This is a genomic window from Amycolatopsis antarctica (genome assembly GCF_002262875.1).
Taxonomy (GTDB): domain Bacteria; phylum Actinomycetota; class Actinomycetes; order Mycobacteriales; family Pseudonocardiaceae; genus Amycolatopsis; species Amycolatopsis antarctica.
This window is the reverse complement of the sequence record NZ_NKYE01000016.1, coordinates 46,414-58,473: the sequence shown is the minus strand read 5'-3', so window position 1 is coordinate 58,473 and position 12,060 is coordinate 46,414. Positions and strand designations below refer to the sequence as shown.

Here is a 12,060-nt window from a genome sequence, read left to right as displayed (position 1 = left end):
GGTCAACATCGCCGGGCCGGGGGGTCGCGGGCCGGTAGTGTCCGCGGCATGGCGCCGAAAGCAGTGTTGTTCGACTTCTCCGGGACGCTTTTCCGGCTCGAGCAGGACGAGAGCTGGCTGACCGAGCTGACCGACACCGGCGGCGACCCGCTCGACATCGAGGCGCAGGCGGAGCTGATGCGCAAGATGACTGCACCGGTCGGCCAGGTCGTGGAGCTTGACGAGGAGCACCGGCACGCCTGGGAGAACCGGGACCTCGACCCCGCCCTGCACGCGAAGGTGTACGCGGAGGTGCTGCGGCAGTCCGGCGTGCCGCGCGTGGAGCAGGCGAAGGCGTTGTACTCGCGGCTCGTCGACCCCGCGCGGTGGACGCCGTACCCGGACGCCGAGCCGGTATTGAAAGCCTTGTCGGACAAGGGAATCCGGGTCGCCGTGGTCAGCAACATCGCGTTCGACATCCGACCGGCCTTCAGCGCGAGGGGCCTGGACGCGTACGTGGAGAAGTTCGTGCTCTCGTTCGAGGAGGGCGTCATCAAGCCGGAGCCGGGGATCTTCCGGGTGGCGCTGGAGGCGCTCGGCGTTGACGGGCCGGACGCGTTGATGGTCGGGGACGCCGAGGAGGCCGACGGCGGCGCCCGGGCGCTGGGCTGCGACTTCGCACTGGTCGAGCCGTTGCCCACCGCCGAGCGCACGGACGGCCTGCTCGCGGCGTTGCGGGAGCACGGGGCACTGTAGGGCGCGTCCAGCGGCTGGTCAGCACCGCGGGGCCCGGCCGGGTGCCCACGGCGGGCGAAGTACCCGGCGACGCGACGCGGCCGTGCGGCGCCCCGTACCATTCCCGCGTGGCACTACACCTATACGACACGGCGACCAGGGGCGTGCGGGAGTTCCATCCCGCCCGTAGTGGAACTGCGTCCATGTACGTGTGTGGGGCCACCGTGCAGGGCACCCCGCACATCGGGCACGTGCGCAGCGTCCTGAACTACGACGTCCTCCGCCGCTGGCTGGTCCACAGTGGACTCGACGTGCTTTTCGTGCGGAACGTCACCGACATCGACGACAAGATCCTCACCAAGGCCGCCGACGCGGACAGGCCGTGGTGGGAGTGGGCGGCGACGCACGAGCGCGAGTTCGAGGACGCCTACACCGCGCTGGGCTGCCTGCCGCCGTCGATCGCGCCACGGGCCACCGGCCACGTGACGCAGATGGTGCGGCTGATGGAGCGGCTGATCGAGTCCGGGCACGCCTATGCCGAGGGCGGCGACGTGTACTTCTCCGTCGCCTCGTTCCCCGGTTACGGCGAGCTGTCCGGGCAGAAGCCGGACGACGTGCAACAGGGCGAGAGTCAGGGTCAGGGCAAGCGGGACCCGCGCGATTTCACGCTGTGGAAGACGGCGAAGCCGGGCGAGCCGTCCTGGCCGACCCCGTGGGGCGACGGCCGCCCCGGCTGGCACCTCGAATGCTCGGCGATGGCGAGCGCCTATCTCGGCCCCGAGTTCGACATCCACGGTGGCGGCGTCGACCTGGTGTTCCCGCACCACGAGAACGAGCGGGCCCAGTCGAACGCCGCCGGTGATCCGTTCGCGCGGTTCTGGCTGCACAACGGCTGGGTCACCATGTCCGGCGAGAAGATGTCGAAGTCGCTGGGCAACGTGGTGGCCATCCCGGAGATGCTGCGTACCTACCGCGCGGTGGAACTGCGGGCGTACCTGATCCAGCCGCACTACCGCTCCACGATCGAGTACTCCCCCGAGGCGCTGGCCGAGTCCGCGCAGGGGTATCAGCGCATCGAGACCTTCCTGGCCAGGGTGGCCGAGGCCGACGGCGGCGAACTGCCGGTCGGCTCGGTCGTTCCCGCTTTCGCCGCCGCGCTGGACGACGACCTGGGCACCCCGCAGGCGTTCGGCGTGGTCTACGACACCGTGCGCGCAGGTAACAGCGCGCTGGCCGAGGGCGACACCGCGAGGGCGCTGGAACTCGCCTCCGCCGTGCGCGCCATGACGGGCGTGCTCGGCATCGACCCGCTCGACGGGCGCTGGTCCACGGCGGGCTCCTCGGCCGAGCCCGAGCACCACGCGCTGGGCGAGCTCATCGCGGGCATGCTGGACGAGCGCCAGCGCGCCCGTGCAGAGAAGGACTTCTCCCGGGCCGACGCGGTCCGCGATCGCTTGCTGCACGCGGGAATCGTGGTCGAAGACACCCCCAACGGTCCCAAGTGGACAGTCAAGGACGCTTAGATGGCAGGCAATTCGCAGCGACGTGGCGCCGTTCGCAAGGACGGCACGAAGAAGGGCCAGGTCAAGGGTTCCGGCGGTGAGCGTCGCAAGAGCCTTGAGGGCAAGGGGCCGACGCCGCGCGCCGACCAGCGTCCCGGCCACCCGAAGCAGCGGGCGGCGGCCGCACGGGACCGTGCGCAGAAGTCGCGGGAGAAGCGTTCCGAGGGACCCGAGATCATCGCCGGGCGTAACCCGGTGGTCGAGTCGCTGCGCGCCGACGTCCCGGCCACCGCGCTGTACGTGGCGCTGAACATCGACGCCGACGACCGGGTCAGCGAGGCCGTCCAGCGGGCGGGCGACAAGGGCATCTCGATCCTGGAGATCCCGCGCGAGGAACTGGACCGCAAGACCGGCCGGGCGATGCACCAGGGCCTCGGCCTCCAGGTCCCGCCCTTCGATTACGCCCACCCGGACGAGCTGCTGAGCGCGTCGGCCGATTCCGGCGAGCCGCCACTGCTGGTGGCACTGGACGGCGTGACCGACCCGCGCAACCTCGGCGCGGTGATCCGTTCGGCCGCGGCATTCGGCGCGCAGGGCGTCCTCCTGCCGGGCCGTCGCAGCGCGGGCATGACGGCCGTGGCGTGGCGGACCAGCGCCGGAACCGCGGCGAAACTGCCGGTGGCGATCGCGACCAACCTGACCCGTCAGCTCAAGGCGTGGGCGGCGGAGGGGTTGATGATCGTCGGCCTCGACGCGGACGGCACGGTCGACATCGACAAGCTCGGCCTGGCCACCGGGCCGCTGGTGATCGTCGTCGGCTCGGAGGGGCGCGGCCTGTCCAGGCTGGTGCGCGAGACCTGCGACGCCACCGTGTCGATCCCGATGTCGGCGGGCGTCGAGTCGCTGAACGCCTCCGTCGCCGCCGGCGTCCTGCTGGCCGAGGTCGCGCGGCGCAGGCGGGTCGCGGGCCGGGTCTGAGGCTCCGCCACCGGCCACGCGGGCGGACTACCGTGTACCGAATGGACATCCGACGGATCACCGACGCCGCCGACGTTCTCGCGGCGGGGGAACTGTTCGACGACGCACCCGCCCCGGAATGGACGCAACGTTTTCTCGACCGAGCAGGGCACCATCTGCTGCTCGCCTATTCCGATGGAATCGCGGTCGGCATGGTCACCGGAATCGAACTGCTCCACCCCGACAAGGGAGTGGAGATGATCCTGTACGAACTGGGCGTACTGCCGGACTACCGGCGCCGTGGCATCGCGAGCGCGCTGATCGACCGGCTGGCGGCGCTGGCCCGTACCGCCGGTTGCTACGACATGTGGGTGCTGATCGAGAAGGAGAACGACGCCGCCAGGCTGACGTATCTGAGCGCGGGCGGCGAGTACGACGGGGAAACCCTGTTCGTATGGGATTTCGGCACGGCGACCGACGCGGGCGCGACCTCCGACTGAACGGCCGCGGCCGTTGCCCTGAAAGCACCATTCGGCCGTCATCCGGAATTGTTTCCCGTTTGCACCAGCCAATTCCGTGATGGCATTCCGGTGCTTTCCCACACCGAATGAGCCCAATTCGGGAATTGTCCTTCCGGAGCGCTCCCGGCCACGGGTGGCGAACGAACACCTCGGAGGACCGCATGTCAGTTCTGTCAGAGTGCCAGGCACCGCGGCGGGCGATCCGCCGGGTGGCGGCCACCCTCGCCCTCGCCGCCGCCGCGACGCTCGGTGTCACCGGTACCGCCTCGGCGGCGACCGCCACGGTGGGCGACACCGACGGCGACGGCCTGAGCGTCCGGCAGCAGGCGACCAGCGAGAGCGGTTCGCTCGGGCCGGTCCGGGACGGCGACACCGTCGACATCGGCTGCCAGGAACAGGGGCAGCCGGTGACCAACACCAACGGCTGGAGCAGCGACCTCTGGGACTACGTCCCGGCGCTCGGGGGCTATCTCGCCGACGCCTACCTGGACACCGGGCACGACGGGCGCATCCCGGGCGTCCCGGACTGCGGCGACGGTGGCGGCATCGACGACCTGGTTCCCGTCTCGCAGTTCCAGGGCCAGCCGAACCAGGGCGAGGACTGCGGTCCGACCAGCGTGGTGACCGCTCTGCTCGCGCACGGCGTCACCCCGCGCGGCTGGGGTGCCTCCCAGGTGAGCGCCATCAACCAGGCCCGCGCCGACATGGGTTACGACCCCGGTTACCAGGATCCCGACGTATTCGGCACGGTCGAGACGGACGTGGTCGAGGCGCTGGCGGCCAACGACGTGTCCTCGACGGTGATCCGGGACGATCTGGACGCGATCCTGGCACGGGTGCGCGCCGGCAGCCCGGCCGTGCTGGCCGGGAACACGAAGGACCTGCCGTGGTCGACCGGCGTGGTCCCGCACTTCCTCACGGTCGCGGCCCACGAGAACGGTGAGTACCTGGTGCTCGATCCCGCCGCGGCGGGTCAGGTGCACCGCGCGAGCGCGAGCACGCTGCTGGCCTACTTCCAGAACGAGTACGGCTACGCGGGCGTGGTACTCGGCTGAGCCGCCCGCGCGGCGGTCCGTTCGGCCGGTCCGGCCGGACCGCCGCACGGTTTCCGGCGGACGGCGCCGGTACGTCGGTTATGGTCTCGGAGCAGATTCGTGACCAGGGGGCCCGGAGCATCGATGTCGTTCGTCTCGCCGTTGTTCCTCTGGTACTTCATGCCGGCGTTGCTGCTCGCCGTGCTGGTGCTCCCGAGGAGCTGGCGCAACGGCATCGTGGCGCTGGGCAGCCTGATCTTCTACACCAGCGGGGCGGGCGCCTCGGTGCTGCTCCTGCTCACCTGCATGATCGTCAACTTCCTCGCCGGGACCGCGCTGGAGCCGGACGAATGGGACACCCGCACCTCCGGCAGGCGGCGGCGGATCCTGATCGGCGTCGTCGGCTTCGACGTCGCGGTACTGGTGATCTGGAAGTACGCCGGTTTCGCCACCGAGCAGTTCGACCTGCTGGCCAGGCTGCTCGGCGGCAGCTTCCCGGTCGTCGACCTCGCCATGACGATCGGCATCTCGTTCTTCACCTTCCACCACATCTCGTACGTGGTCGACATCTATCGCGGGGAACGCCGCGCACTGCGCAATCCGGTCTCGTTCGCCACGTACATCTCGATGTTCCCGCAGCTCGTCGCCGGGCCGATCGTGCGTTACCGGGAGATCGCCGACCAGCTCCCGCAGCACCGGAACCACCGTCTCGACGACATCGCCGCCGGGTTCCCCCGGTTCGCGCTCGGGCTGTGCAAGAAGGCCGTCATCGCCGACTCGATCGCGCCGATGGTGGACGCCTGCTTCGCCACCCCCGCCGGCGAGATGACCTTCGCGATGGCGTGGCTCGGCGCGATCGGGTACACGCTGCAGCTCTACTTCGACTTCTCCGGCTACTCCGACATGGCGATCGGGCTGGCCCGGATGCTGGGATTCCGGCTGCCGGAGAACTTCGCCCGCCCGTACTCCTCGGTCACCGTCACGGAGTTCTGGCGACGCTGGCACATGTCGCTGTCCCGCTGGTTCCGCGACTACGTCTACATCCCGCTCGGCGGCAACCGCGGCGGACGGCGCAGCACGTACCGCAACCTGACGATCGTGTTCGTGCTGACGGGTTTCTGGCACGGGGCGGAATGGACCTTCCTGGTGTGGGGGCTGTTCCACGGGGCGCTGCTGATCGCGGAGCGGGCGTTCGGCTGGGACGTCACACCGGACCGCACGCTCCCGCGGACCGGCAGGCGGGCGCTGACGCTGCTGCTGGTGGTGTTCGGCTGGGTGTTCTTCCGCGCACCGGACCTGGGGCAGGCGCTGACGATGATCGGGCACATGCTGCTGCCGGACCTGGACGGCCTATCCGACGTGGTCGACTCCGCGCTGACCAACCAGCGCCTGGTGATCATGCTCGCCGCGCTGGGGGTCGTGTTCCTGCCCGCGCACCCGGTAACCGGGCCGCTGCTGGAGTCCTCCCGCGCGACGGCGGCCACCGCGATCCGGGTGACCGTGATGACCGTCGGCATCGCCTACGCCGCGATCCTCGTCGCCACCGGAACCTTCAGCCCGTTCCTGTACGAGCAGTTCTGACGCCGGCGCGGTGATCCGCCGGGGCGACGGGTCCGGCCAGGCGAACAGTGCGACTCCGGCTTGCCCACCGACCGGGTGAGACAGCTACGGTCTACCAGGGAGTAGGGAGGCCGGGGTTGGACGTCGACGCGATTCTCGCCGATCTGGCCGAGCACTGGGTCGTGTACGCGAGCATGCCCTTCATCGCCGCCCTGATCGGCTACGTCACCAAGCGCGTCGCGATCGAGATGATGTTCCGGCCGATCGAGTTCGTCGGGATCAAACCGCTGCTCGGCTGGCAGGGCGTGCTGCCCGCGAACGCCCCGCGGATGGCGGCGACCGCCACCGAAATGCTCACCGAGAACCTCGTCGATCCGAAGGAGATCTTCGCGCGCCTGGATCCCGAGCAGGTCGCGAAGGAGATCGAGGCCCCGCTGCTGCGCGTGGTCGAGGACGTCACCCGCGAGGTGATGGAGCAGTACCAGCCACGGCTGTGGGAGATGTTGCCGAACGGCGCGCAGCAACTGCTGCTCAGCCGCATCCAGGCGGAGGCCCCGAAGGCGATCGCCAAGATCATGCGGGAGATCTCCGAGAACATCGACGACGTGCTGGACCTCAAGCACATGGTCGTGACGAACCTGGTGCGGGACAAGGAACTGCTGAACCGGCTGATCCGGGACATCTCCCGGCCGGAGATGCGCTTCATCGCCCGCTCCGGCATCGTGTTCGGTTTCGCGCTCGGCTTCGTCCAGCTCGCCGTCTGGGCGCTGACCAAGTCGCCGATCGTGCTCCCGCTGTTCGGTGTGCTGATCGGCTGGTTCACCGACTGGCTCGCGCTGAAGATGATCTTCCTGCCGCGCGAGCCGCGCCGCTTCTTCGGCTTCTACACCTGGCAGGGAGTGTTCCAGAAGCGCAAGGATCAGGTCGCCGCCGACTACGGCGACATGATCGCCTCGGAGATCATCACCATCCCCAACATTCTCGAAGGCGTACTGAACGGGCCGAAGTCGGACCGGCTGTTCGAGATCATCACCCGCGAGGTGCGGCGGACCATCGACACGCAGGCCAGCGTCGTCAAGCCGTTCGTGGCCGTCGCGGTCGGGTCGCGCAACTTCCAGGAGATGAAGCGGACCGCCGCCCGGCGCGCGGCCGAACTCGTCCCGAGCACCATCCACCACGCGGAGACGTACGCGACGAACGCGCTGGACGTCCGCAACACCATCGTCGACCGGATGCGCAAGCTCAGCCCGATGGAGTTCGAGGAGCTGCTGCGCCCGGCGTTCCGGCAGGACGAGTGGAAACTGATCGCCGTCGGCGCGATCATCGGGGGGCTCGTCGGCGAGCTACAGGTGCTGCTGCTGTTGCACTGACCGGTCCCCTGCTAGAACTTGCCCGAACGACGACGCTGACCCGGGGAAACGGAGGACGAGGTGGACGCGATCCTCGCCGACCTGGAGCAGCACTGGCCGCTCTACGCCGCGATCCCGTTCATCGCCGCGCTGATCGGTTACGTCACCAAGCGCGTCGCGATCGAGATGATGTTCCGGCCGCTGGAGTTCGTCGGCATCAAGGGGACGATCTTCGGCTGGCAGGGCGTCGTCCCGCGGCACGGCGGCCGGATGGCGGCCGTCGCCACCGACCTGCTCACCTCGAACCTGCTGGACCTCAAGGAGGTCTTCGCCCGCATCGACCCGGACCGGATGGTCCGCGAGGTGGAGCAGCCGCTGCTGCGTGCCATCGACGACATCGCCCGGGACGTACTCGCCGAGCACCACCCGCGCATGTGGGAGGTGCTGCCGACGATGGCGCAGGAGATGATCGTCAAGCAGGTGCAGGCCTCCTCGCCGAAGCTCGCCCGGCAGCTCATGGAGGAGATCCGGGAGAACCTGGACGAGATCCTCGACGTCAAGCACATGACCGTGCAGAACCTCACCAGCGACAAGGCACTGCTGGTGCGGTTGATCCGGGAGACGTCCCGGCCGGAGATGGCGTTCATCGCCCGTTCCGGCATCTACTTCGGCTTCACGCTCGGCATCGCGCAGGCCCTGGTCTGGGCGATCACCAAGGAGCCGCTGGTGATGCCGATCTTCGGCGGTGCGATCGGGTTGTTCACCGACTGGCTGGCGATCAAGCTGATCTTCGTGCCGAGGGAGCCGATCCGGCTGTTCAACCGGTTCACGCTCCAGGGAAAGTTCCAGCGCAGGCGCGAGGAGGTCGCCAAGCAGTACGGCGAACTGATCGCGCGCGAGGTGCTCACCGTGCCGAACCTGCTGCGCTCGGTGTTGTCCGGTCCGCGGTCCGACCGGTTGTTCGCGATGGTGCAGCGGATGGTCGCCGAGGCCGTCGACGAGCAGGCCTCGATCGCGCGTCCCGTGGTGGCGGTGGCGATCGGTGACCGGCGGATGACCGAGATGAAGCGGGCCGCCGCGCAGCGGGTGATGGCCACCTTCCCGACGACCGTCCGGTACGCCGAGGACTACCTGACCGAGGCGATGGACGTCGCGCACATGGTGGAGGAACGGATGCGCGAGCTGACCCCGATCGAGTACGAGGGGTTGCTGCGGCCGGCGTTCCGGCAGGACGAGTGGAAGCTCATCGCCGTCGGCGCGGTCATCGGCGCGCTGGTCGGCGAGCTTCAGGTCCTGCTGATGCTGCACTGACGCCCTCCCAGCACCGCAATACGTCGACATATTGCCGCTCGCGGTACCGCAATACGTCGACATATTGCGATACCTTGTGCACGATGCTTCGCAATACGTCGACATAAGGCGGTTCGCGTTCCTCGCGGTACGTCGACCGATTACCGTGTGCACGTGGCGCAAGAATCCCCGAAGCTGCCCGCGGTGCACGAGGCATGGTTGCCGAGAGAGCACGCCCTGCACCGGCCGCGGCACGGCGGCAAGCAGCTCACGGCCATCGCCTGCGCCCTGGTGTTCTTCGTCGCGCCGACGCTGTCCTGGGTGTTCGGCGCCCGGCCGTCGGAGATCGAGAACCACGAGCTGGCCGCCTTCCCCAGCCTCGCCGACGGCTGGTCCTTCTTCACCGACCTGCCGGCCTGGGCCACCGACCAGCTCGTCTTCCGTTCCGGGGCGATCGCCGCGGCGGACGCGGTGAGCCAGGGCCTGTTCGGCGAGCCCGCGCCGCTGGACCAGGGCACCGCGCCGGACGCCGGACCGTTGCCCGGCCTGCCACTGCCCCCGCCGGACGCGGGCGGTGTCGAGGACTCCGGGCCGTCCGACGGCGGCGCGGGTTACCGCCGCGTGGTGCGCGGTGCCGACGGCTGGCTGTACTACGGCTATGACGCGGACGCGAAGTGCTCGCCGGTACGCCCGATGGACGAGACGGTGGCGAAACTGGGCGAGCTGCGCGAGGCGGTGGAGAGCTCCGGACGCCGGTTCGTGTTCGTCGTCGCGCCGGACAAGTCGACGGTCGTGCCCGAGTACCTGCCGGGCAACTACCCCGGCAAGGACTGCGCGACCGCGGCGAGCGGCGAGGTGTGGCGGAAACTCACCGAGGAGGCGGGGGCGCTGGACCTGCGCGGGCCTCTGCGCGCGGCACAGCAGGAGACCGGCAGCCCGATCTACCCGCCGAACGACACGCACTGGACCGACGAGGGCTCGGTGGTGCTGACCAGGGAACTGGCCGAGGCGGTCGAGCCCGGGACGACGTTGACCTGGCGAAGCGAACGGACCTCGCAGTACACGATCGACGCTGACCTCCCACCGCTGCTCGGCAAGTCGGGCGAGAAGACGAACACCGCCTACGATCTGCGGCCGGACGGTCGCACCGACCGCACGGCCGCGCCCATCGGCAGCATCGACACCCCCGCCTACCGGGTGTCGGTGCCGGTGACCGGGACGGTCGACGAGCAGGTGCTGATCTTCGGCGACTCGTTCACCGAGACGTCCTCGCGCTACCTGCCGGGCGGGTTCGCCAACCTGACGATGCTCGCCTACCCGTCGGTGAACTCGGACCCGGACACGGCGGCGAAGGCCTTCGCGGACTCGCAGGTGGTCGTGGTGGAGACGGTGGAGCGGGCGGCGTCCTCGGGGAACCTGCCGTTCCTCGAGGACGACTTCATCGCGTCGGCACGGAAAGCAATGGCTGCGCGCCCGATCCGCTGACCGGCCGCTGCTTGCGCGTCCGGCCGCGCAGGTACGACACCAGCCTGCAGGTCAGGTAGATGACGAACGAGATGGCCGTGACGAACGCGCTCACCGGCGCCCCGGGGGCCAGTGACAGCACGATCCCGCCGAGCGCCGCGACCTCGGCGAAGACGATGGCCAGCACCGTGGCCCGCCAGGGACTCGCGGTGATCCGGGCCGCCGCGGCCGCGGGGGTGACCATGAGTGCCACCACCAGCAACGCGCCGACGATCTGCACTCCCAGCGCGGTCGCGATACCGACCAGCACGGCGAAGACCGGCGACAGGATGTGCACGGGTACGCCGCGCGCCACCGCGACACCGGGGTCGACGCTGGCGAACAGCAGTGGCCGGTAGATGAAGGCGAGCACGACCAGTACGAGCAGCGCGGCCACGACCAGCACGGTGAGGTCGGTCGGTTCGATGGCGACGATCTGGCCGACCAGGATGCCGAACTTGCCGCTCGCACGCCCCGGGTAGAACCACAGCAGCAGGACGCCGAGACCGAGGCCGAACGAGAGGATCGCGCCGATCACCGAGTCGCGGTCGGACTCCCGGCCGCCGAGCAGGCCGAGCAGCAGCGCCGCGACGACCGCTCCGGCCAGTGCCCCGTACTCCACCCCGACGCCGAGCAGCAGCGCTCCCGCCGCTCCGGTGAACGCGAGTTCGGCGGTGCCGTGCACGGCGAAGGACATCCGCCGCATCACGATCAGCGGGCCGAGTACCCCGGCGACCAGGCCGAGTACGGCCGCGGCGAGCAGCGCCGTCTGCACGAAATCCAGTCCGAGCAGCCGTGCGGTCAGCTCGAAGTCGAACAGCTTGTCCATTCCCTGCCCTCAGTGCCGGTCACCGGTGGTGTACGCGCCGGCAGCCGTCACGGCACGTGCTCGTCGAGATGGTGCGCTTCCTCCTCGCACAGGGCACCGTGCGCCCCGGCGACGTGGATCTGCCCGCCGACGTGGATCACCTCGACCCGCGCCCGGTAGAGCTCGGACAGCGTGCGCGAGTTCATCACCTCGTCCGGGGTGCCGATCCGGAACTCGCCGTTCACCAAGTACAGCACTCGGTCCACATAGGACAGAATCGGGTTGATCTCGTGCGTGACGAACAGGATCGCCGTGTCCGCCTCGCGCCTGCGCCGGTCGATCAGCTCGCTGACGGCCCGCTGGTGGGCGAGGTCGAGCGAGAGCAGCGGTTCGTCGCAGAGCAGCACCTCGGGCTCACCGATCAGTGCCTGCGCCACCCGTAGCCGCTGCTGCTCCCCGCCGGACAGCCTGCCCACGGGGCCCTTCGCGTACGACTCGGCGCCGACGGAGGCGACGGCCCCGGCGATCCGGCGCCTGCGTTCGCCGAGTCCGCGCAGGCCGGTGCCCCAGCGGTGCCCGTCGAGTCCGAGGCCGACCAGGTCGGTGCCGCGCATGGTCAGCGCCTCGTCCATGGCGCGCTGCTGCGGGATGTAGCCGACGCGGGTGTTGGCGCGCCCCGGGCGGTGGCCGACCAGCCGCACCGAGCCTGCCGTCAGTTCCTGCAGGCCGAGCAGCACGCGCAGCAGGCTGGTCTTGCCGGAACCGTTCGGGCCGAGCACCGCCAGGAACTCGCCCGGCCGGACCTCCAGGTCGAGGCCGGAC

Annotated in this window: 10 protein-coding genes and 1 pseudogene; 9 read left to right on the top strand and 2 right to left on the bottom strand. The window is 69.8% G+C overall.

Translation table 11 applies throughout. The features are described from left to right. Positions 1-48: 48 nt before the first annotated feature. The 9 genes from CFN78_RS22510 (at position 49) to CFN78_RS22470 (ending at position 10,412) form a co-directional block, all read left to right on the top strand. Positions 49-735 (top strand): HAD family hydrolase, encoded by a 687-nt coding sequence (locus CFN78_RS22510; RefSeq protein ID WP_094864866.1) that lies wholly within the window; start codon positions 49-51, stop codon positions 733-735. A gap of 107 nt (positions 736-842) precedes the next feature. Next, a complete protein-coding gene (gene cysS / locus CFN78_RS22505) occupies positions 843-2,237 on the top strand; it encodes a cysteine--tRNA ligase (protein WP_094864865.1) in 1,395 nt (464 codons plus the stop codon). Next, positions 2,238-3,194 carry a 23S rRNA (guanosine(2251)-2'-O)-methyltransferase RlmB gene (gene rlmB, locus CFN78_RS22500; protein WP_094864864.1) on the top strand — a complete coding sequence of 319 codons (957 nt, stop codon included), beginning with the start codon at positions 2,238-2,240 and terminating at the stop codon, positions 3,192-3,194. A 41-nt stretch (positions 3,195-3,235) separates the two neighbouring features. Then, on the top strand, positions 3,236-3,673 hold the full coding sequence (locus CFN78_RS22495; RefSeq protein WP_094864863.1) for a GNAT family N-acetyltransferase: 438 nt from the start codon (positions 3,236-3,238) through the stop codon (positions 3,671-3,673). A gap of 182 nt (positions 3,674-3,855) precedes the next feature. Then, the gene (locus CFN78_RS22490) at positions 3,856-4,749 is read left to right on the top strand and encodes a hypothetical protein (protein WP_240519627.1); all 894 of its coding nucleotides are present in this window, start codon (positions 3,856-3,858) and stop codon (positions 4,747-4,749) included. Positions 4,750-4,872: 123 nt separating this feature from the next. Next, positions 4,873-6,309 (top strand): MBOAT family O-acyltransferase, encoded by a 1,437-nt coding sequence (locus CFN78_RS22485; RefSeq protein ID WP_094864862.1) that lies wholly within the window; start codon positions 4,873-4,875, stop codon positions 6,307-6,309. A 173-nt stretch (positions 6,310-6,482) separates the two neighbouring features. Next, positions 6,483-7,658: a DUF445 domain-containing protein gene (locus CFN78_RS22480; protein ID WP_205660622.1), complete on the top strand. Its 1,176-nt coding sequence runs from the start codon at positions 6,483-6,485 to the stop codon at positions 7,656-7,658. A 60-nt stretch (positions 7,659-7,718) separates the two neighbouring features. Further along, a complete protein-coding gene (locus tag CFN78_RS22475; RefSeq protein WP_094864860.1) occupies positions 7,719-8,948 on the top strand; it encodes a DUF445 domain-containing protein in 1,230 nt (409 codons plus the stop codon). A 153-nt stretch (positions 8,949-9,101) separates the two neighbouring features. After that, positions 9,102-10,412: an alginate O-acetyltransferase AlgX-related protein gene (locus CFN78_RS22470; RefSeq protein WP_205660615.1), complete on the top strand. Its 1,311-nt coding sequence runs from the start codon at positions 9,102-9,104 to the stop codon at positions 10,410-10,412. Here CFN78_RS22470 and CFN78_RS22465 read toward each other — a convergent pair. Together CFN78_RS22465 and CFN78_RS22460 are read right to left on the bottom strand one after the other, a co-directional pair. Beyond that, positions 10,366-11,259: a metal ABC transporter permease gene (locus CFN78_RS22465; protein WP_094864858.1), complete on the bottom strand. Its 894-nt coding sequence runs from the start codon at positions 11,257-11,259 to the stop codon at positions 10,366-10,368. The genes CFN78_RS22470 and CFN78_RS22465 overlap by 47 nt on opposite strands. A gap of 47 nt (positions 11,260-11,306) precedes the next feature. Continuing rightward, a pseudogene (locus CFN78_RS22460) lies at positions 11,307-12,047 on the bottom strand (metal ABC transporter ATP-binding protein); the annotation flags it as partial. Positions 12,048-12,060 lie beyond the last annotated feature (13 nt).